The following is a 20,208-nucleotide window of genomic DNA, read 5'->3' on the forward strand; positions in this document are numbered from 1 at the left end:
GTACGAGCCCCCCTGGCTCGTACGACCCGCTTCCTTTCCCCCGTACCCCCGTACGGTCCCCCCGGTTTTCCCCCGTGTTCCCCCCGACCTTCAGGCCACCAGCTCGCCGAAGGACTCCTCCTCGTCACGGCCGAAGCTCAGCACCTCGTCCTCGCGCAGTCGCCGCAGCGAGCGCCAGATGCTCGACTTCACCGTGCCGACACTGATGTCCAGGATCTCCGCGATCTCCGGATCGGTCCGGCCCTCGTAGTAGCGCAGCACCAGCATCGTGCGCTGGAGCTCGGGCAGCCGGGCCAGCGCCTGCCACAGGACCGCGCGCAGCTCGGTGCCCCGCATCGCGTCCGTCTCGCCGACCGTCTCCGGCAGCTCCTCGGTCGGGTACTCGTTGAGCTTGCGCCGCCGCCAGGCGCTGATGTGCAGATTGGTCATCGTGCGACGCAGGTACCCGCCGACGGCGGCCTTGTCGCTGATCCGGTCCCAGGCGCGGTACGTGGAGAACAGCGCGCTCTGGAGCAGGTCCTCGGCCTCGAAGCGGTCACCGGTGAGGTGGTAGGCGGTGGCGTACAGGGAGGCACGACGCTCCTGGACGTAGGCCGTGAACTCGGCCTCCGAGCACCCGGAGCGCTCCCCCGTGACCTCCCCGTACGCCGCTCCCCCGTCAGCGACGGCGACCATGTACGGCGCCTTGCGCTGACGCCCGACGCTGCGAACGCACCCCCGCCCGCTCACCGCGCCGGACTTCTCCGTGCTCCGTACGACGTCGTGGAGCCGCGTGACAACTGCGCTTGAGGTGGTGCTGTGCAGTGCGGTCATCTCGCGCCCCCCGTCGGTTGGAGTCCGTATCGGTCCGTGTGCCAAGAAGCTTGCCCCCGGGACTTCATGGCGCTGTCCGCCGACTGTCACAGACGTGTCACAGGGGGGCCGGACAGAAGCGAGCCTCCGAGCGGTCGATCCCGGACGGCCGCATGCGACAGAATGACGTTCGTGCCTTTTCTGTTGCTGATCGAGGACGACGACGCCATCCGCACGGCCCTCGAACTCTCCCTGTCCCGGCAGGGCCACCGGGTGGCCACCGCCGCGACCGGTGAGGACGGCCTGCAGCTGCTGCGCGAGCAGCGGCCCGACCTGGTCGTCCTCGACGTCATGCTGCCCGGCATCGACGGCTTCGAGGTGTGCCGGCGCATCCGGCGCACCGACCAGCTGCCGATCATCCTGCTGACCGCGCGCAGCGACGACATCGACGTGGTCGTCGGCCTGGAGTCGGGCGCCGACGACTACGTGGTCAAGCCGGTGCAGGGGCGGGTGCTCGACGCCCGCATCCGGGCCGTACTGCGGCGCGGGGAGCGGGAGTCGACCGACTCGGCGACCTTCGGGTCCCTGGTCATCGACCGGGCGGCGATGACGGTCACGAAGAACGGCGAGGACCTCCAGCTCACGCCGACCGAGCTGCGGCTGCTCCTGGAGCTGAGCCGCCGTCCCGGACAGGCCCTGTCGCGGCAGCAGTTGCTGCGGCTGGTGTGGGAGCACGACTACCTCGGCGACTCGCGGCTCGTCGACGCCTGCGTGCAGCGGCTGCGCGCCAAGGTGGAGGACGTGCCGTCCTCGCCGACGCTGATCCGTACGGTACGGGGCGTGGGTTACCGGCTGGACGTTCCTGCGTGAGCCGGGGGAACAGGGGGACCGCCGCACGGCTGCGCCTGTCGAGCCTGCGGCTCCGGCTCATCGTCGTCTTCGCGCTGGTCGCGCTCACCGCGGCCGTCGCCGCGTCCGGCATCGCGTACTGGCTCAACCGGGAGGCGGTCCTGACCCGCACCCAGGACGGGGCCCTGAACGACTTCCGGCAGGAGATGCAGAACCGGGCGGCGACGCTGCCCCTGCACCCGACCGAGGACGAACTGCGGCGCACCGCCGAGCAGATGGCGAGCGGCAGCGCCGGCTACCAGGTGCTGCTGCTCGGCGAGCGGGCGGCGGGCAAGCCGATCACCGGCGCCTCCGACCCGGACCGGTTCACGCTGGCCGACGTGCCGCGCGAGCTGCGCGTGGCCGTGGACACCGAGCGGCCGGTCACGGACGCCAACCCGTATCCGTACCACCTGTTCTGGCAGCGTACGGAGCGCGGCGGGACGCCGTACCTGGTCGGCGGGACGCGGATCGACGGCGGGGGGCCCGCCGGTTACATGTTCAAGTCGCTCGCCGCGGAGAAGGCCGACCTCAACTCGCTCGCCTGGTCGCTGGGGATCGCCACGGCCCTCGCGGTGGCCGGGTCCGTGCTGCTCGCCCAGGTCGCCGCGTCGACCGTGCTGCGTCCGGTGCGCCGCCTCGGCGAGGCCGCCGAGCAGCTCGGCGAGGGCAAGCTCGACACCCGGCTGCGGGTCTCCGGCAACGACGAACTCGCCGATCTCTCGCGGACGTTCAACAACGCGGCCGAGTCGCTGCAGAAGCAGGTCGCCGACATGAGCGCCCGGGAGGAGTCGAGCCGCCGGTTCGTCGCCGACATGTCGCACGAGCTGCGGACCCCGCTGACGGCGCTGACCGCCGTGACGGAGGTCCTGGAGGACGAGCAGGACTCCCTCGACCCGATGATCGCCCCGGCCGTCGCCCTCGTGGTGAGCGAGACCCGGCGCCTCAACGACCTGGTGGAGAACCTGATGGAGGTGACCCGCTTCGACGCGGGCACCGCCCGGCTCGTCCTCGACGACGTGGACATCGCCGACCAGATCACCGCCTGCATCGACGCCCGCGCCTGGCTGGACGCCGTCGACCTGGACGCCGAGCGCGGGATCGTGGCGCGGCTCGACCCGCGGCGGCTGGACGTGATCCTGGCGAACCTCATCGGGAACGCGCTCAAGCACGGCGGCTCGCCGGTGCGGGTGTCGGTCCGCACCGAGGAGACCGCCGACGGCGCGGAGGAGCTGGTCGTCGCGGTCCGGGACCACGGGCCGGGCATTCCCGAAGAGGTGCTGCCGCACGTCTTCGACCGTTTCTACAAGGCGAGCGCGTCCCGGCCCCGGTCGGACGGCAGCGGACTCGGCCTGTCGATCGCCATGGAGAACGCGCTGATCCACGAGGGGTCGATCACGGCCTCCAACTCGGTCGGCGAGGACGGGTCGGTGGACGGCGCGGTGTTCGTGCTGCGGCTGCCCCGGGACGCCTCCGGGATCGCGCGCGAGTCGCGGGTGGAGGAAGAGTGAGACGCCGTACGGCAGGCACGGTCGCCCTGGTGGCGGCCGTGCTCAGCACGCTGGTCACCGGCTGTGGGATCAGGACGACCTCGGTGCCGGTCGACGCGGGCGCGGCCCCGTCCCGGGTGCCGTGCAGCGCGTCGACCGGGCGGACCGCGGACGGGACCCTGGCGCAGGGCGTCGCCGTCCGGGTCTTCCTGGTGTGCGGGGCGCAGCTGGAGGCCGTGGAGCGCGGGACCCCGACGCCGGAGGAGAAGGCGGGCCGCGACCGGGTGCGGACGGCGTCGGAGGTGCTGACGCAGCTGCTCGCCGGTCCGTCGGACGAGGAGCGCGAGGCCGGGTTCACGACGGCGGTGCGCGGTCCGCTCGCGGTGACCGCCGGTCACCACGGCGACCCGGAGGGGACGCTGCGGCTGACCCGTCAGCCGGAGGACCTGCCGCCGACGGCGCTGTCGCAGATCGTCTGCACCTTCGCCGGGAGTGCGGCGGGCGCGGGCGACGGCACGGTGCTGCTGGGCGGGCCCGGGGCGTACGCCCCGAAGCGCTACCGGTGTACGACGGAGCTGCGCGAACGCCCGGAGTCGGTGCCGCCGACGGCCCCGGTGCCGTCGGTCTCCCCCAGCCGCTCGGCCTGAGCGGTCCGCTGGGTTCCGCGGGGAACCGCGCGGAACCGGTGCGCCCCTGGCCGGCGTCTTCGGGGGCGTGCAGTCTCAGGGTTCCGGTGGCAGGGCCGCCGTGGTCGTCCGCGTGGCGGGGTTCGTGCTCCTCGCCGCGCATCTGCTGTTCGTGGCCTGGGTCGCGCTGCGCCCCCGCGACGTGGCGTGGGTGACCGCTCCGAACACCGTCCCGCTCGCCGGGCTCCGGGCCGATCTGGCGCTCGGCGGGGCCGAGGCCGCCCGGCTGATCGGTGAGGGGCTGCTCCTCCTGGCGCCGCTCGGGGTGCTGCTGCCGATGGCCGACGGGCGGCTCCGGGTCTCCCCGTGGGCGTCGTTCGCCCGGACGACGGCGGCCGGGGCGCTGGTGTCGCTGGCGGTGGAGCTCTTCCAGACGGCCGTGCCGGGGCAGGTCGTGGACGTGGACTCGGTCCTCCTGAACACCGCGGGGGTGGCCCTCGCGCATCTGCTGCTGGTCCCGGCCGTGCGGGCGCGGCTGCGCCGCGGGGCGGAGGCGCGGGGCGGCGGCTCGTCCTCGGGGACCAGGCCGGCCCGGGGTTCCGCCCGACCGCGGAACGAGGCGGCTCAGGGTGCGACCCCGACGATTTCCAGGGTTCCGATCGCCCGGTAGACCGACGCCCGGGGGCCTGCCGCGGCGGCACCATGGAGTCATCGGGAGCCCGACGGAGCGGCTCCCGGACCGACCCCGAAGGAGCCCACCATGGCCGCTCTCGCCCGCCCCCGTGACGGACGCATGATCGGCGGAGTGTGCGCGGCGCTGGCCCGGCGCTTCGGCACCTCCGCGACCACGATGCGCGTGGTCTTCCTGGCCTCGTGTCTGCTGCCCGGCCCGCAGTTCGTGCTCTACCTGGCGCTGTGGCTCCTCCTCCCGCAGGAGAAGGCCGCGCGGACGGCCGCCTGGTAGGGCCCGGCGTACGCCGAAGGGGCGCGTGCCCGGTTCTCCGGGTGCGCGCCCCTTCGGCGTGTGGGGGACGGCTCGGGTCAGCCGACCGGCAGGGAGCCGGGGGCGAGACCGCCGAGGAGGCCGGTGACCTGGCCGACCGGGGTGGCGCCGAGGGCGCCGGTGGCGGCGTCGAGCGGCATGTTCTGCGTCGCCTGGCCGGCGGCGGCGGGCAGGGTCCGCACGCCCTGGTCCAGGCCCTGGCCGAGGGCGCCCTGGCCGGCGCCGAGGGCCTCGCCCGCGCCGTCGGGAAGCTCGGTGAGGCCGTCGCCCAGCGGCACGACGCCGGTCACGGTGGAGACCGCGTCGGCGTTGACGGGCAGGGACGCCGGGGCGGCGGCGGAGGCCGTGCCCGCTGCGGCGGCGGCGAAGGCGGCGCCGAGGGCGGCGACACCGAGCTTCTTGGCGGCAGACTGCTTCATCAGAAAATCGTCCTTGGGATCCGGGGCTTCGGGGAAAGCCCGAAAGGGAGGTCCGGGAAAGGGGAGCGGCTCTGCAAACTAACCACCGGGCGACCTCCCCGCAAACACCGGAACGCGGCCGGGTGTCGCGCCACCCGGCCGTCCGGTGCGGCCCCCAAGGGGCCTGCGGTCAGTCCGACGTTCCGGAAGACCCGCTGGTCACGGCTGTCTGCTGGAACAGCCATGCGGACTTGAGCTCGGCATAACCGGGCTTGATCACGTCGTTGATCATGGCCAGTCGTTCATCGAAAGGGATGAACGCTGATTTCATCGCATTGACCGTGAACCACTGCATGTCGTCGAGCGTGTAAGCGAATGCGCCGACAAGGTGCTCGAATTCACGGCTCATGCTGGTGCCGCTCATCAGACGGTTGTCGGTGTTGACCGTCGCGCGGAAGTGGAGCCGCCGGAGCAGGCCGATGGGGTGCTCCGCGTACGAGGCGGCGGCGCCGGTCTGGAGGTTGGAGGTGGGGCACATCTCCAGCGGGACGCGCTTGTCCCTGACGTACGCGGCGAGGCGGCCGAGCTTCACCGCGCCGGTTTCGTCGACCTCGATGTCGTCGATGATCCGCACGCCGTGGCCGAGCCGGTCGGCGCCGCACCACTGGAGCGCCTGCCAGATGGACGGCAGGCCGAAGGCCTCGCCCGCGTGGATGGTGAAGTGGTTGTTCTCCCGCTTCAGGTACTCGAAGGCGTCGAGGTGGCGGGTGGGCGGGAAGCCGGCCTCGGCGCCCGCGATGTCGAAGCCGACGACGCCGGTGTCGCGGTAGCGGTTGGCGAGTTCGGCGATCTCCAGGGCGCGGGCGGCGTGCCGCATGGCGGTGAGGAGGGCGCCGATCCGGATGCGGCGGCCGTTCTCCGCGGCCCGGCGCTCGCCCTCGCGGAATCCCTCGTTGACCGCCTCGACGACCTCTTCGAGGGTGAGTCCGCCCTCCAGGTGCTGTTCGGGGGCGTAGCGCACCTCGGCGTAGACGACGCCGTCCTCGGCGAGGTCGACGGCGCACTCGGCGGCGACGCGGACCAGGGCGTCCCGGGTCTGCATGACGGCGCAGGTGTGCGCGAAGGTCTCCAGGTACCGTTCGAGCGATCCGGAGTCGGCGGCCTCCCGGAACCAGACGCCGAGCTTTTCGGGTTCGGTCTCGGGGAGCTGTGAGTAACCCTGCTGCCGGGCGAGTTCGATGATCGTGCCGGGGCGCAGTCCGCCGTCGAGGTGGTCGTGGAGCAGCACCTTCGGGGCACGGCGGATCTGGTCCGCGGTGGGGACGTTGGGGGTCTGGCTCGTCATTGCCGCACTCTAGCCCCTACGCGCGTAGAACGGCCCGTGTCGCGCGGTTTTTCTCCCGGCGGCTTCGGCGGCGCGCGGGGTCCCGGACGCCCGGACGGGCGCTGTGGCCCGAACGGGCCGGGGTGGCGCGGGCGTTCGCCCCGCGCGGCGATACGCAACGGTGACCGCTCGTACCGCTGGCGTACACCTCGGCTTCTGAGACTGTTCTGCCATGGCGCACTTCGCACTCGTGGGGACCGCCGACGGCCGGAGACCCCGGCTCGGTCGGCCGGTCGGGGTTTCGCAGTCGGTCACGACCGTGGGCGGGGTGGTGCTGCTCCTGCCGGACGGCGTGCCGGCGTCGGGCCGGGGGGCCTCGGTGCGGGCCCACGCGGCGCTGCTGCCGCTGGGGCGCGCGCTCGCCCGCGCCGGCCGGGACGAGGGGCTCGTCGTCCATGTCGTGCGCTACCGGGGACGCGGCTGGAACGGCGCCGACGCGGACCTCGCGGCGGACGCCTCCTGGGCGGTCGCCGAGGCCGTACGGCGCTACGGCGACGTCCCGGTCTGCCTCGCCGGGCACGGGATGGGGGCGCGGGCGGCGCTGTGGGCGGCCGGGCATCCGGCGGTCGGCGCGGTCCTGGCGCTCGCGCCCTGGCTGCCGGAGGACGACGTGGCGGCGGAGCCGGAGCCGGTGCGGCAGCTGGTGGGGCGGCGGGTCCTGGTCGTGCACGGCACGAACGACTTCCGCAGGGACCCGGAGCTGTCGTTCCGGTTCGCCGCGCGGGCCAAGAAGGCCAACCGGGAGACGTGCCGCTTCGAGGTCCACGCGGACGGGCACGCGCTGCGCCAGTACGCGGAGGAGGTGCGGGCCCTGGCGGCGGACTTCGTCCTGGGAGCGCTCTTCGCCCGGCCGGTCGGCCGGCCGCTGACGGACGCGATGGCGGCCCCGCCGCCGCTGGGCCTGCGGATGCCGCTGGCGGCGGGGTACGGCGGCTCACGCCGACGGTGAGCGGCGCCCGGGCGACGCAGTACCCGGCCCGGCGGGCGGGGCCGCGCTCGGCGAGGGCGGCGGCCCGGCGGGGGTCCCGGCCGGCGGTCCGGCGCTCGGCCCGGCGGGCGGCGCTGCGGGAGGCGCGGTGGGAGGCTCCTTCGGGAGCAGATGGCCGCGCCTGCTCAGCAGGAACTTCTTGAAGGCCGCGACAGGCGCGGTGTCGGGGTGGCCGTCGAGCCAGGCGACGCCGATCTCGCGGACCGCCCGCGGCGCGGTGACGGTGAGTTCCACGACGCCGGGGCGCGGGACCGCGGGCGGCGGCAGCAGGGCGACGCCCAGGCCCGCCGCGACGAGGCCGCGGAGCGTCTCGGCCTCCTCGCCCTCGAAGGCCACGCGCGGGGTGAACCCGGCCTCGGCGCACAGGTCGTCGGTGATGCGGCGGAGCCCGTACCCCGGTTCCAGGGTCACGAAGGTCTCGTCGGCCGCCTCGGCGAGCCGGATGCGCTTGCGGCCCGCGAGGCGGTGGTCGTCGGGGACGACCAGCCGCAGCCGCTGCTCGTCGAGGCGGCGGGCGACCAGGTCGGGCGCGTCCGGCACCGGCGAGGTGAGACAGAGGTCGAGGTCCCCGGCGCGGAGCCGCTCGATCATGGCCTCGCCGTAGTTCTGCACCAGGGTGAAGCGGACGCGCGGGTGGTCGACGCGGAAGGCGCGGATGAGGCCGGGGACCGTCTCGGAGCCCATGGTGTGCAGGAAGCCGAAGGCGACCCGCCCCGCGGCCGGGTCGGCGTCGGCCCGTACGGTGTCGGCGGCCCGCTCGACCTCGGTGAGGGCGCGGTCGGCGGCGGCGAGGAAACGGCGGCCCGCGGGGGTGAGGGAGACCGTGCGGCCCCGGCGGGCGAAGAGGGCGACGCCGAGGTCCTGTTCGAGCCGGACCATCGCGCGCGAGAGCGTCGACTGGGGGACGCCCATCTCGGCGGCGGCGCGGGTGACGTGCTCGTGCCGGGCGACGGCCGCGAAGTACGCGAGCCGCGGGGCGAGCAGCAGCCCCATGTCTTCTTCGTTACTGTTCGGTGACAGCCGGGGCTGTGACCTGTACTCATGCGCCATGGGAACGATTACAGCAGTTCCGTGCATTGGACGCATGAAACGGAGCGTCCTACGTTCGAGACATGCCTCCTGCCAGTACCGAGGCGGCCGCCACCAGCGCGTCCGCCGACACCCGCCTCTCCCCCGGCACCCCCGGCTACCGCCGGACGAGCCTCGCGCTCTTCGCCGCCGGTCTGGCCGCCTTCGCGCTCCTCTACTCCACGCAGGCCCTCCTCCCGGCCATCTCCGCCGAGTTCGGCGCCACCGCGTCCGCCGCCTCCTGGACGGTCTCGGCCGCGACCGCCGCCCTCGCCCTCTGCGTCCTGCCGCTCAGCGCCCTCTCGGAGCGCTTCGGCCGCCGCACGATGATGACCGCCTCCCTCACGGTCGCCGTCGCCGTCGCGCTCCTCGTGCCGTTAGCCCCGAACCTCGCGACGCTGGTCGTCCTGCGCGCCGTCCAGGGCGCGGCCCTCGCCGGGCTCCCCGCCTCCGCGATGGCGTACCTGGCCGAGGAGGTGCGGCCGCGGGCCCTGATCGGCGCGATCGGCCTCTTCGTGGCGGGCAACTCCATCGGCGGCATGAGCGGCCGGATCGTCACCGGCTGGGCGGCCCAGCTGTGGGGCTGGCGCGCGGGTCTGGCCGCGGTCGGCCTGACCTCGCTGGTCTGCGTGGTCGCCTTCCGGGCGCTGCTGCCGAAGGCTCGGCACTTCACGCCCGGCACGCTCCACCCGAAGGCGCTGGCGAGCACGGTCCGGACGCACCTGTCGGATCCGCTGCTACTGCGGCTGTACGGCATCGGCGCGCTGTTCATGACGGTCTTCGGCGCCGTGTACACGGTCATCGGCTACCGCCTGGTGGAGGCGCCGTTCTCGCTCCCGCAGGGCGTGATCGGCTCGATCTTCCTGGTCTACCTGGTGGGTACGGCCTCCTCGGCCGCCGCCGGACAGCTCGTCGCCCGGCTCGGCCGGCGCGGGGCGCTCTACCTGGCGGTGACGACGACCGCCGCGGGCCTGCTCCTCTCGCTCTCGGACGCGCTCGCCGCCGTCCTCGCGGGCCTGGTCCTGATCACGGCCGGCTTCTTCGCGGGCCACGCCGTCGCCTCGGCGGCCGTGAGCCGTACGGCGACGACGGGCCGGGCGCAGGCGTCGGCGCTGTACCAGTCCGCGTACTACCTCGGCAGCAGCGCGGGCGGCACGCTCGGCGCGGTCGCCTTCCACGCGGGCGGCTGGGCGGGCACGGTGGTGATCGGCCTCGTCGCGGTGGCCGGCGTCGTCTCGATCACCCTGTACGGCTCGCACAGCGCGCGCGTCGAGGCGCGACGGCTCCGGCCCGCCGCCGCATGACCCCTTCCGCGCCGGGGCCGCAACCGACATCCTCCCCCGTACGTCCTCAATGTCAGGGACTCGAGGGGGAGTTGAAGATCATGAACGGAAACAGGCAGCGCATCGGCAGAAAAGCGGGCATCGCCGCCGGGATCACGTCGCTCGTGGTGCCGATGACGATCGCGCTCGGTGCGGCCCCGGCGCAGGCGGCCTCGTGCAACGTGACGACGGGGCCGTACCAGAAGCAGGTCGAGAAGTTCCTGGGCCGGACGGTCGACGGGCGCCAGTCGCTCGGCGACTGCCAGGCCATCCAGGCCTTCCAGCGCACGCACGGCATCACCCCGACCATGGGGTACGCGGGTCCGCTCACCTGGCGGACCATGGACACCATGCTCCAGCAGCGGGCCGCCGGCACCACGCCCAACCGCTCGGGCGCCTGCCCCACCAACCGGGGCCGGATCGCCTGCGTGGACCTCACGCGCCAGCTCACCTGGATCCAGGACGGCTCGCGCCTGAAGTACGGCCCCGTGCCGGTGCGCACCGGCCGGGACGGCGCCGAGACCCGTACGGGCTCCAAGAAGATCTACTGGCGCAACATCAACCACTGGTCGACGATCTACAACGTCTCCATGCCGTACTCGCAGTTCTTCGACGGCGGGCAGGCCTTCCACTCCACCACCAAGTCGATGTGGAACCCGCCCGGTTCGGGCGGCTGCGTCAACATGCGGCCGGCGGACGCGAAAGCGTACTGGAACCTGCTCAGGAACGGGGACGACGTCTTCGTCTACGGGCGCAAGCCGGGAACCTGACCCCGGCTGTCGGTCCCCTGCGGTAGCTTCCCCTCATCGGCACCGGTCGGTGTCGATGAGGGGTGAGTGTGGGGTGTGGACCCGATGAGCGACGTGGCCGCGAAGACCGACGAACTCGACAAGTACCGCAGGGAGCTGACCGGTTACTGCTACCGGATGCTCGGCTCGTCCTTCGAGGCGGAGGACGCGGTGCAGGACACCATGGTCCGCGCCTGGAAGGCCATGGACTCCTTCGAGGGCCGCTCGTCGCTGCGGTCCTGGCTCTACCGGATCGCCACCAACGTCTGCCTGGACGCGCTCAACGCGGGGAACCGGAGGGCGCGGCCCATGGACCTGACCGGCCCGACGCCCGTCGCACAGGCGCAGCTCGTCAAGCAGCCGGAGATCACCTGGCTGGAGCCCGTCCCCGACGGCCGGGTCCTGCCGTCGGCCACCGACCCGGCGGAGACGGCCGTCTCGCGCGAGACCGTGCGCCTGGCGTTCGTGGCCGCGCTCCAGCACCTGCCGCCCAAGCAGCGGGCGGTCCTCATCCTGCGCGAGGTCCTCGCCTGGAAGGCGAGCGAGGTCGCCGAGCTCCTCGACACCTCCGTCGCCTCCGTCAACAGCGCGCTCCAGCGGGCCCGGGCCACCATCGCCGAGCAGGCCCCGGCGGAGTCGGACGCGGCGGACCCGCTGGACGAGGAGCAGCAGGCCCTGCTCGAACGGTACGTGGCCGCCTTCGAGGGCTACGACATGAAGGCGCTGACGGCGCTCCTCCACGAGGACGCGACCATGTCCATGCCGCCGTACGACCTGTGGCTCCAGGGCCACGACGACATCGTCGGCTGGATGCTGGGCGTCGGCGACGTGTGCCGCGGCTCGAAGCTGGTCCCGACGGTGGCGAACGGCTCCCCGGCCTTCGCGCACTACCACCCGGACCCGGAGGGCGGTTACAGCCCGTGGGCGCTGATCGTCCTGGAGCTGCGGGACGGCAAGGTCGGCGGGATGGACTTCTTCCTGGACACCGAGCGCTGGTTCCCCCTCTTCGACCTGCCGGCTCGCCTGGAGGCGTAGCTTCCCCCTAGATTCCCAGCCGCTCCGCCAGTCCGGTCAAAAGGAGCAGGGCCCGCAGGTCGGGCCGTGCTCCGTGGAAGCGGATGCGGTGGCCGCTGCGCCCGGCGGCGAGTTTCAGCCGGGCGAGGGCGTCGACGGCGGCGAGGTCGGCGGGCGCGAGCGCGCCGACCTCGCAGACCACGTCGGTCGGCGGGGCCGCTGCCAGCTCCGCGCAGAGGCGGTCGACGTCCGGGCGGGTGGGCCGGGCGGGCAGGGTCATGACGAGGGGCTGACTGGTGTCCACATCCGTCTGACCGGGCGGGGGCGGAGAACTCATCGCGGGCCGGATCGGGAGCGCGACCGCGGGGTCGATCGAGGGCCCGGCTCGTTAGGCTGCGGATCATGACTCCCGAACCCGTCGAACTGGTGATCTTCGACTGTGACGGCGTGCTGGTGGACAGCGAGCGCATCTACTGCCGCGTCGACCGTGACGTCTTCGCCTCCCTCGGGGCCGAGTTCACCGAGGCCGAGGTGATCGAGCACTTCGTCGGCTCCTCCCACGAGGCGCTGACGGCCATCCTGGAGCAGCGGATCGGCCGCCCCCTGGAGGCCGACTGGCACGCGCCCTACCGGCGGCTGTACGAGGACGCCCTGGACGCGGAGCTGACCGCGGTCGAGGGCGTCGCCGAGGTGCTCGACGCCCTGGCGGTGCCGTACTGCCTCGCCTCCAACGGCAGCCACCGCTCCATCCGCGGCAACCTCGCCCGCACGGGTCTCCTGGACCGCTTCGAGGGCCGGATGTTCAGCGCCCGCGACGTCGCCCGTGGCAAGCCGGCCCCGGACCTGTTCCTGCACGCGGCGGCCGCGATGGGCGTGCCGCCCGAGCGCTGCGCGGTGGTGGAGGACAGCCCCTACGGCGTCGAGGCGGCCCGCGCGGCGGGGATGCGGGCGTACGGCTACTGCGGGGGTCTGACCGGGGCGGAGCGGCTGCGCGGCCCGCGGACGGTGGTCTTCGGCCACATGCGGGAGCTGCCGGGGCTGCTGGGGGCCGCGGTCGGCTGACGGGAGCCCGGCGGAGTGCGCCGGGAGGCCCGCGTCACCGGTCCGGGAACGCCGAACGGGACCGGTGGGGGTCCACCGGTCCCGCAGGCGTACGCCCGAGGCCCCCGCTCCGCGTGCCGGGTCAGGCGATGCGGTCCAGGACGATCGGGTTCGGCGTGAAGTCCGTGCCCGCCGGGGCGATGTCCCAGGCCGAGCCAAGGGACTGGAGGGCGTAGTCGAACTTCTCCGGGGTGTCCGTGTGCAGGGTCAGCAGCGGCTGGCCCGCCGTCACCGTGTCGCCCGGCTTCGCGTGGAGCTCGACGCCCGCGCCCGCCTGCACCGGGTCCTCCTTGCGGGCGCGGCCCGCGCCCAGGCGCCAGGCGGCGATGCCGACGTCGTACGCGTCGAGGCGGGTCAGGACTCCCGAGGCGGGGGCCGTGACGACGTGCTGCTCGCGGGCGACCGGGAGGGTCGCGTCCGGGTCGCCGCCCTGGGCCGCGATCATCCGGCGCCAGACGTCCATCGCCGAGCCGTCCTTGAGGGCCTTCGCCGGGTCGGCGTCCTTCACGCCGGCCGCGTCGAGCATCTCGCGGGCGAGCGCGATCGTCAGCTCGACGACGTCCGCCGGGCCGCCGCCCGCGAGGACCTCCACGGACTCGCGGACCTCCAGGGCGTTGCCGGCGGTGAGGCCGAGCGGGGTCGACATGTCGGTGAGGAGCGCGACCGTCTTCACGCCGCTGTCGGTGCCGAGCGCGACCATGGTGGAGGCCAGCTCGCGGGCGTCCTCGATCGTCTTCATGAAGGCGCCGGTGCCGACCTTCACGTCGAGCACGAGGGAGCCGGTGCCCTCGGCGATCTTCTTGGACATGATGGAGCTGGCGATCAGCGGGATCGCCTCGACGGTGCCGGTCACGTCGCGGAGCGCGTACAGCTTCTTGTCGGCCGGGGCGAGGCCGTCGCCCGCCGCGCAGATGACCGCGCCGGTGGTGTCGAGGACGTGCAGCATCTCCTCGTTGGAGAGCAGGGCGCGCCAGCCGGGGATGGACTCCAGCTTGTCGAGGGTGCCGCCGGTGTGGCCGAGGCCGCGGCCGGAGAGCTGCGGTACGGCGGCGCCGCAGGCGGCGACGAGCGGGGCGAGCGGCAGGGTGATCTTGTCGCCGACGCCGCCGGTGGAGTGCTTGTCGGCGGTGGGGCGGGAGAGCGCGTCGAAGTTCATCCGCTCGCCGGAGGCGATCATGGCCGCGGTCCAGCGGGCGATCTCGTCGCGGTTCATGCCGTTGAGCAGGATCGCCATGGCCAGGGCGGACATCTGCTCGTCGGCGACGACCCCGCGGGTGTACGCGTCGATGACCCAGTCGATCTGCTCCGGACTCAGCTCGCCCTTGTCCCGCTTGGTGCGGATGACGGAGATGACGTCCATGGTGGTGCCTCTTTCTACGCGCATAGAGGGGGAAAGGCGAGCGACCCTTCCCATCGTGCCGGAAGGGTCGCTCCGAGGTGTTACGTGACGAGGTGGTCCGGCCCGAAGGCCTGGGGGAGCATCTCGTCCAGGGTCAGGAAGCCGCCCGGGGTCTCCAGGACGAGCTCGGGGCCCCCGAACTCGTACAGGAGCTGTCGGCACCGGCCGCAGGGCACCAGGGACTCGCCCCGGCCGTCCACGCACACGAAGTGCGTGAGCCGCCCGCCGCCGGTCGCCTGGAGCTGCGACACCAGACCGCACTCGGCGCACAGGCCGAGGCCGAAGGAGGCGTTCTCCACGTTGCAGCCGGAGACCACGCGGCCGTCGTCCACGAGGGCCGCGGCGCCGACCGGGTACCCCGAGTACGGGGCGTAGGCGTGGGCCATGGCCTCGCGCGCCGCGACCCGCAGGGCCTCCCAGTCCGGGGCGGTCACTTGCCCTGGCCCTTCCGGTACGGCAGGCCGTCCGCCTTGGGCATCCGCAGGCGCTGCGCCGAGAGGGCGAGCACGAGCAGGGTGGTGACGTACGGGGCGGCGTCGACGAACTGGCTCGGGACCTCGTCGGTGAACGCGTACCAGAGGAAGAAGCCGACGGCGGACGCGGCGGCGACCGCGGCGGGCACGTACTTCTTCTTGTACAGCTGCCAGGCGGCGGCGACCACGAGGAGCACCGCGACGAGCAGCAGCATGGCGTGGACGTTCTCGGCGCCGCCGCGCAGCTTGAGGCTGTCGGTGAAGCCGAAGAGTCCGGCGCCCAGGGCCATGCCGCCGGGCATCCAGTTGCCGAAGATCATCGCGGCGAGGCCGATGAAGCCGCGGCCGCCGGTCTGGCCCTCCTGGTAGATGCCGGTGGAGACGATGGCGAGGAAGGCGCCGCCGAGGCCCGCGAGGCCGCCGGAGATGACGACGGCGATGTACTTGTACTTGTAGACGTTGACGCCGAGGGACTCGGCGGCGACCGGGTTCTCACCGCAGGAGCGCAGCCGCAGGCCGAAGGCCGTGCGCCACAGCAGCCACCACGTGGCGGGGATCAGCAGGAGCGCGACGACGGTCAGCAGCGACAGGTTGGTCACCAGGCCGCCGATGATGCCGGCGAGGTCGGAGACCAGGAACCAGTGCTTGGCCTGGAGTTCCTGGAGCCAGTCGGAGAGCCCCGGGATCGTGATCTTGGTGATCTCCTCGATGCGCGGGGACTGCTTGGAGGAGCCGCCCTCGGCCTCGGCGAAGGTGAAGTTCGACAGGTACTGGGTGAAGCCGACCGCGAGGATGTTGATCGCCACACCGGAGACGATGTGGTTCACGTTGAACGTGACGGTGATGATCGCGTGCAGGAGGCCGCCGATCGCACCGCCGGCGATGCCGACGAGGACGCCGGTCCAGGGGCCCCACTGGTAGCCGGCCCAGGCGCCGAACCAGGTGCCGAGCACCATCATGCCTTCGAGGCCGATGTTGACGACGCCCGCGCGCTCGGCCCACAGGCCGCCGAGACCGGCGAGGCCGATCGGGACGGCGAGCTGGAGGGCACCGGAGACCTGGCCCACGGAGGTGAGGTCGTTGGCGCCGGAGACGGCGCGGACGAACGAGAAGAGGACGAGTCCGGCCGCGACGATCAGCAGGATCCACGGCAGGGTGAGCTTGCGGCGGCCGCCGCCCTTGGGCGCGGCGCTCGGCTTGGTGACAGTGCCGGTGCTCATGCCGAGACCTCCTTGTCGGTCTTGAGGGCGCCGCCGGCGGCGAGTTCCTCGCCGACCTTCTGCTGCTGGCGGCGGAGCCCGTAACGGCGGACGAGCTCGTAGGAGACGACCACGGCGATCACGATGATGCCCTGCATGATCTTGGTGATCTCCTTCGGGTAGCCGAAGGTGTCGAGCGACGAGGACGTCTTGTCGAGGAAGGCGAAGAGCAGGGCGGCGAAGAGGACGCCCACCGGGTGGTTGCGGCCGAGCAGCGCGATGGTGATCGCGGTGAAGCCGACGCCGACCGGGAAGTCGAGGCTGTACGTGTGCGACTCGCCGAGCAGCGTGGGCATGCCGGAGAGGCCCGCCAGCGCACCCGAGATCAGCATCGAGGTGAGGACCATCTTCTTGGCGTCGACGCCGCTCGCCTGGGCGGCGGACTCGCTGGCGCCGGTAGCGCGCAGGTCGAAGCCGAAGCGGGTGCGGTTGAGGACGAACCAGTAGACGACGCCGAGGGCGAGCGCGACGAAGGTGAAGCCGTAGATGACGCCGTTGCCCTGGCCCATGTCGATGCCGGGGAACCAGCCGGACTCGGCGATGCGGCCGGTGGTGAGGTTGTTGGAGCCCTCGGGCTGGACGCCGAAGTTCTTCGGCAGGATCAGCCAGGCCACCAGGGCGGTCGCGATGGCGTTCAGCATGATCGTCGAGACGACCTCGGAGACGCCGCGGGTGGTCTTCAGGAGGCCGGCGATGCCGGCCCAGAAGGCGCCCGTGAGCATGGCGACGAGCACGATCAGCAGGATGTGCAGGGGGCCGGGGAGTTCGATCGAGGCTCCGACGAGCGCCGACACCATCGCGGCGAGGCGGTACTGGCCGTCGACGCCGATGTTGAAGAGGTTCATCCGGAAGCCGACGGCCACGGCCAGGGCCGCCAGGTAGTAGATCCCGGTCTGGTTGATGATCAGGACCTGGATGTCGGAGTACCCGGCGTTCTCGATCATCAGCCGGATCGGCTCGATCGGGTCGAGGCCCGTCGCGAGCAGCACCAGCATGGTGAGGACGAACGAGGAGACCAGCGCGAGCACCGGGCCCGCGGCCCCGATGATCAGCTTGTCCTTGTCGAATTTCATCATCGGGCGTCACCGTCTTCGGGGTGCTCTTCGGTGCCTTCGAGGTGGCCGGAGGCCGCACCGGTCATGGCGGAGCCCAGCTCTTCGGGCGTGATGGTCGCGGGGTCGGCGTCCGCGACGAGCCTGCCGCGGTACATGACCCGGAGGGTGTCGGAGAGGCCGATCAGCTCGTCGAGGTCGGCGGAGATCAGCAGGACGGCCAGGCCCTCGCGGCGGGCGTCGCGGATGGCGTCCCAGATCTGCGCCTGCGCGCCGACGTCCACGCCGCGGGTGGGGTGGGCGGCGATCAGGAACTTCGGGGCGTGGCTCATCTCGCGGCCGACGATCAGCTTCTGCTGGTTGCCGCCGGAGAGGGAGGCCGCGGTGACGTCGATGCCGGGGGTGCGGACGTCGTACTCGCGGACGATCCGCTCGGTGTCCTTGCGGGCGGCCTTGAGGTCGAGGACGCCGCGCCGGGAGTTGGGCTCCTCGGTGACGTGGCCGAGGATGCGGTTCTCCCAGAGGGGGGACTCCAGGAGCAGGCCGTGGCGGTGGCGGTCCTCCGGGATGTACCCGATGCCGCCCTCGCGGCGCTTGCGCACGGAGACCTTGGAGATGTCCTCGCCGTCGAGGGTGATGACGCCCGCGTCGGGGGCGTTCATGCCCATGAGGGCCTCGATCAGCTCGGTCTGGCCGTTGCCCTCGACGCCGGCGATGCCGAGGATCTCGCCCTTGTGGATGGTGAGGGAGATGTCGTCGAGGAGCTTGCGGCCCGCGCCGATCTCCTGGAGGGCGACCGCGCCGGACGGGTCCGGCGGGGCGGCGGTGGTCAGCGGCGCGGCGGCCGCGGCACCGCCCTCGGTCAGGGTCAGGCCCTCGACCCGGAGCATGGGGACGTCGGTGACGGTCGACTCGCGGGTCTCCGGGGAGGGCAGCTCGCTGCCGACCATCAGCTCGGCGAGCTGCTTGGTGGTGGCGGTCTTCGGGTCGGCGGTGCCGACCGTGGTGCCCCGGCGGATGACGGTGATGTCGTCGGCGACCTTCAGGACCTCGCCCAGCTTGTGCGAGATGAAGATGACGGTCAGGCCCTCGGACTTCAGCTCGCGCAGGTTGTCGAAGAGCGCGTCGACCTCCTGCGGGACGAGGACGGCGGTCGGCTCGTCGAGGATGAGGATCCTCGCGCCGCGGTAGAGGACCTTGAGGATCTCCACGCGCTGCCGGTCGGCGACGCCGAGGTCCTCGACGAGGGCGTCGGGGCGGACGCCGAGGCCGTACGCGTCGGAGATCTCCAGGATCTTCTTGCGGGCCTTGGCGCCGATGCCGTGGATCTTCTCGCCGCCGAGGACGACGTTCTCCAGGACGGTGAGGTTGTCGGCGAGCATGAAGTGCTGGTGCACCATGCCGATGCCGCGCGCGATGGCGTCACCGGGGCTGCCGAAGGCGACCTGCTCGCCGTCGATCGTGATGGTGCCCTCGTCCGGCTTCTGCATGCCGTAGAGGATCTTCATGAGGGTCGACTTGCCGGCGCCGTTCTCGCCGATGAGGGCGTGCACGGTGCCCTTGCGGACCGTGATGGCGATGTCCTTGTTGGCGACGACGCCGGGGAAACGCTTGGTGATGCCGTGCAGTTCTACGGCAGGGGGGCTGGACGCGTTGATGACGCACTCTCCTTGGCCGGAAGGAGCGGGAGCGGAGGGGCAGGGCGGGGGTGAAGTTATCGTGCCGGTGAGACATCTACACGCGTAGCGCTGCCGAAAACTGAAAACCCGTACGGGAATGGGGCCGGGGCCCGGTTCCGGTGGGGTGCCACCGTCGCCGGGCCCGCGGGCCGAGGTCGTGACCTGCTGTCCTTACGGAGCGGTCTTGACGGTGATCTTGCCGTCGACGATGTCCTTCTTCGCCTTGTCCACGGCGGCGATGAGGTCGGTCATCGCCTTGTACTTCGGGTTGGAGTCGGCCAGGCCGACGCCATCCGTGGCGAGACCGTAGCGGACCTCACCGGTCTGCGGCTTGCCGTCCTTGACCGACTTGATCAGGTTGAAGACGGAGTCGGCGACGTCCTTGGTGACCGAGGTGAGGATGAACTCCTTGTACTTGGCCAGGCCCGCCTGGTTGTACTGGTCGGAGTCGACGCCGATGGCCCACTTGCCCTTGGCGGCGGCGGCCTCGATCGAGCCCGAGCCGGCGAGACCGGCGGCGGCGTAGATCACGTCGGCGCCCTTGTCGAGCTGGCCCTGCGCGGCGGCCTTGCCGAGGTCGGGCTTCGAGAAGCCGTCGAAGTTCGGCGGCTGGGTCAGGTACTGGGTGAGCACCTTCGCCTTGGGGTTGGTGTCCTTGACGCCCTGGACGAAGCCCGCCTCGAACTTCTTGATCAGCGGGACCTCGACGCCGCCGATGAAGCCGACCGTGCCGGTCTTGGACGCCTTGGCGGCGGCGACGCCGGCCAGGTAGGAGCCCTGCTCCTCGTTGAAGACGAGGTTGGCGATGTTCGGGCCGGTCACCGAGGTGTCGTCGATGAGGCCGAAGGTGGTCTTCGGGTAGGCCTTGGCGACCTTCTCGATGGCCGGGGCGTACGCGAAGCCGACGCCGATGACCGGGTTGTTCCCGGCGCGGGCCAGCGCGGTGAGGCGCTGCACCTTGTCGGCGTCGCCCTCGCCCTCGGACGGCTCGGCCTCCTTGCCCTTGACGCCGAGCTCGTCCTCGGCCTTCTTCAGGCCGGCGTAGGCGGCGTCGTTGAAGGACTGGTCGCCGCGGCCGCCGATGTCGTACGCGATGGCGGCGGTGAGGGTCTTCGAGTCGGAACCGGAACCGGAGTCCGTCGAAGACTTGCCACACGCGGTGGCGGAGAGGGCGAGCGCCGCGGAGGCGATGCCCACGGTCGTGATCCTGGTGATCCGGCGCAAGAGGAGGGTCCCTTCAAGACTGACCGAAAGCGCCTCTTCCGGCGCTGGTTTCGCCGCGATCGTAACGCGCGTAGATGTCAGTTAAAGACCCGTTCATGAGTCGTTATCGGATCGTCGCGAACCGGCCAAGGCGAGGCGACCGGGGGCGTTCGGCCCGGCACAGCCGGTTATATCGCGGGCCCCGGGGGCGTCGACAGGACTTTCGAGGGGACGCGCCGGGGGTTGGGCCGGAGGAGCGAAACGGAGACGGAAGGAAGACC

At 72.3% G+C, this 20,208-nt stretch carries 20 protein-coding genes and 1 pseudogene; 10 read left to right on the plus strand and 11 right to left on the minus strand.

Going from position 1 to position 20,208, the window contains the following annotated elements:
* Positions 1 to 90: 90 nt before the first annotated feature.
* Complete coding sequence (locus ACWDVG_RS06125) at positions 91 to 813, minus strand: SigE family RNA polymerase sigma factor (protein ID WP_451696661.1); 723 nt, start codon at positions 811 to 813, stop codon at positions 91 to 93.
* A gap of 171 nt (positions 814 to 984) precedes the next feature.
* Between ACWDVG_RS06125 and afsQ1 the strand changes: the two genes are divergently transcribed.
* The 5 genes from afsQ1 (at position 985) to ACWDVG_RS06150 (ending at position 4,760) form a co-directional block, all read left to right on the plus strand.
* Positions 985 to 1,662 (plus strand): two-component system response regulator AfsQ1, encoded by a 678-nt coding sequence (afsQ1, locus tag ACWDVG_RS06130; protein WP_309056761.1) that lies wholly within the window; start codon positions 985 to 987, stop codon positions 1,660 to 1,662.
* Positions 1,659 to 3,191, plus strand: a complete 1,533-nt coding sequence (locus ACWDVG_RS06135; RefSeq protein WP_451696666.1) for an ATP-binding protein — start codon at positions 1,659 to 1,661, stop codon at positions 3,189 to 3,191. The genes afsQ1 and ACWDVG_RS06135 overlap by 4 nt, the downstream gene beginning before the upstream one ends.
* A complete protein-coding gene (locus ACWDVG_RS06140; RefSeq protein ID WP_451696668.1) occupies positions 3,188 to 3,817 on the plus strand; it encodes a hypothetical protein in 630 nt (209 codons plus the stop codon). Before ACWDVG_RS06135 ends, ACWDVG_RS06140 begins: the two co-directional genes overlap by 4 nt.
* A 67-nt stretch (positions 3,818 to 3,884) precedes the next feature.
* Complete coding sequence (locus ACWDVG_RS06145; RefSeq protein ID WP_451696670.1) at positions 3,885 to 4,466, plus strand: VanZ family protein; 582 nt, start codon at positions 3,885 to 3,887, stop codon at positions 4,464 to 4,466.
* Positions 4,467 to 4,556: 90 nt separating this feature from the next.
* The gene (locus tag ACWDVG_RS06150; protein ID WP_451696672.1) at positions 4,557 to 4,760 is read left to right on the plus strand and encodes a PspC domain-containing protein; all 204 of its coding nucleotides are present in this window, start codon (positions 4,557 to 4,559) and stop codon (positions 4,758 to 4,760) included.
* A 77-nt stretch (positions 4,761 to 4,837) separates the two neighbouring features.
* Here ACWDVG_RS06150 and ACWDVG_RS06155 read toward each other — a convergent pair whose 3' ends face one another.
* A complete protein-coding gene (locus ACWDVG_RS06155; RefSeq protein ID WP_451696674.1) occupies positions 4,838 to 5,218 on the minus strand; it encodes a hypothetical protein in 381 nt (126 codons plus the stop codon).
* A 169-nt stretch (positions 5,219 to 5,387) separates the two neighbouring features.
* Positions 5,388 to 6,542: an adenosine deaminase gene (locus ACWDVG_RS06160; protein ID WP_451696675.1), complete on the minus strand. Its 1,155-nt coding sequence runs from the start codon at positions 6,540 to 6,542 to the stop codon at positions 5,388 to 5,390.
* Between the two features lie 211 nt (positions 6,543 to 6,753).
* Between ACWDVG_RS06160 and ACWDVG_RS06165 the strand changes: the two genes are divergently transcribed.
* A complete protein-coding gene (locus ACWDVG_RS06165) occupies positions 6,754 to 7,530 on the plus strand; it encodes an alpha/beta hydrolase (RefSeq protein WP_451696677.1) in 777 nt (258 codons plus the stop codon).
* A 141-nt stretch (positions 7,531 to 7,671) separates the two neighbouring features.
* Here the strand turns inward: ACWDVG_RS06165 and ACWDVG_RS06170 are convergent.
* A pseudogene (locus ACWDVG_RS06170) lies at positions 7,672 to 8,619 on the minus strand (LysR family transcriptional regulator); the annotation flags it as partial.
* Between the two features lie 62 nt (positions 8,620 to 8,681).
* Here ACWDVG_RS06170 and ACWDVG_RS06175 point away from each other — a divergent pair.
* The 3 genes from ACWDVG_RS06175 (at position 8,682) to ACWDVG_RS06185 (ending at position 11,782) form a co-directional block, all read left to right on the plus strand.
* A complete protein-coding gene (locus tag ACWDVG_RS06175) occupies positions 8,682 to 9,941 on the plus strand; it encodes an MFS transporter (protein ID WP_451696679.1) in 1,260 nt (419 codons plus the stop codon).
* 152 nt (positions 9,942 to 10,093) lie between these two features.
* Positions 10,094 to 10,729: a L,D-transpeptidase family protein gene (locus ACWDVG_RS06180; protein ID WP_451697004.1), complete on the plus strand. Its 636-nt coding sequence runs from the start codon at positions 10,094 to 10,096 to the stop codon at positions 10,727 to 10,729.
* Between the two features lie 84 nt (positions 10,730 to 10,813).
* Positions 10,814 to 11,782, plus strand: a complete 969-nt coding sequence (locus ACWDVG_RS06185; RefSeq protein WP_451696680.1) for a sigma-70 family RNA polymerase sigma factor — start codon at positions 10,814 to 10,816, stop codon at positions 11,780 to 11,782.
* 7 nt (positions 11,783 to 11,789) lie between these two features.
* On the opposite strand, the gene ACWDVG_RS06190 is transcribed toward ACWDVG_RS06185, so the two are convergent.
* Complete coding sequence (locus tag ACWDVG_RS06190; protein ID WP_451696682.1) at positions 11,790 to 12,041, minus strand: STAS domain-containing protein; 252 nt, start codon at positions 12,039 to 12,041, stop codon at positions 11,790 to 11,792.
* A 122-nt stretch (positions 12,042 to 12,163) separates the two neighbouring features.
* Between ACWDVG_RS06190 and ACWDVG_RS06195 the strand changes: the two genes are divergently transcribed.
* Positions 12,164 to 12,823 carry an HAD family hydrolase gene (locus ACWDVG_RS06195; protein ID WP_451696683.1) on the plus strand — a complete coding sequence of 220 codons (660 nt, stop codon included), beginning with the start codon at positions 12,164 to 12,166 and terminating at the stop codon, positions 12,821 to 12,823.
* A 121-nt stretch (positions 12,824 to 12,944) separates the two neighbouring features.
* Here the strand turns inward: ACWDVG_RS06195 and ACWDVG_RS06200 are convergent, their stop codons facing one another.
* From ACWDVG_RS06200 to ACWDVG_RS06225, 6 genes are all read right to left on the minus strand, one after another.
* Positions 12,945 to 14,222 carry a thymidine phosphorylase gene (locus ACWDVG_RS06200; protein WP_451696685.1) on the minus strand — a complete coding sequence of 426 codons (1,278 nt, stop codon included), beginning with the start codon at positions 14,220 to 14,222 and terminating at the stop codon, positions 12,945 to 12,947.
* 80 nt (positions 14,223 to 14,302) lie between these two features.
* Complete coding sequence (locus ACWDVG_RS06205; RefSeq protein ID WP_451696687.1) at positions 14,303 to 14,695, minus strand: cytidine deaminase; 393 nt, start codon at positions 14,693 to 14,695, stop codon at positions 14,303 to 14,305.
* The gene (locus ACWDVG_RS06210) at positions 14,692 to 15,954 is read right to left on the minus strand and encodes an ABC transporter permease (protein ID WP_451696689.1); all 1,263 of its coding nucleotides are present in this window, start codon (positions 15,952 to 15,954) and stop codon (positions 14,692 to 14,694) included. Before ACWDVG_RS06210 ends, ACWDVG_RS06205 begins: the two co-directional genes overlap by 4 nt.
* The gene (locus ACWDVG_RS06215; RefSeq protein ID WP_451696690.1) at positions 15,951 to 17,069 is read right to left on the minus strand and encodes an ABC transporter permease; all 1,119 of its coding nucleotides are present in this window, start codon (positions 17,067 to 17,069) and stop codon (positions 15,951 to 15,953) included. Before ACWDVG_RS06215 ends, ACWDVG_RS06210 begins: the two co-directional genes overlap by 4 nt.
* Positions 17,066 to 18,703: an ABC transporter ATP-binding protein gene (locus ACWDVG_RS06220; protein ID WP_451697006.1), complete on the minus strand. Its 1,638-nt coding sequence runs from the start codon at positions 18,701 to 18,703 to the stop codon at positions 17,066 to 17,068. Before ACWDVG_RS06220 ends, ACWDVG_RS06215 begins: the two co-directional genes overlap by 4 nt.
* 192 nt (positions 18,704 to 18,895) lie before the next feature.
* The gene (locus ACWDVG_RS06225; protein WP_451696692.1) at positions 18,896 to 19,948 is read right to left on the minus strand and encodes a BMP family lipoprotein; all 1,053 of its coding nucleotides are present in this window, start codon (positions 19,946 to 19,948) and stop codon (positions 18,896 to 18,898) included.
* Between the last annotated feature and the right edge of the window lie 260 nt (positions 19,949 to 20,208).

The sequence above is a fragment of the Streptomyces sp. NPDC003327 genome, from assembly GCF_053589515.1.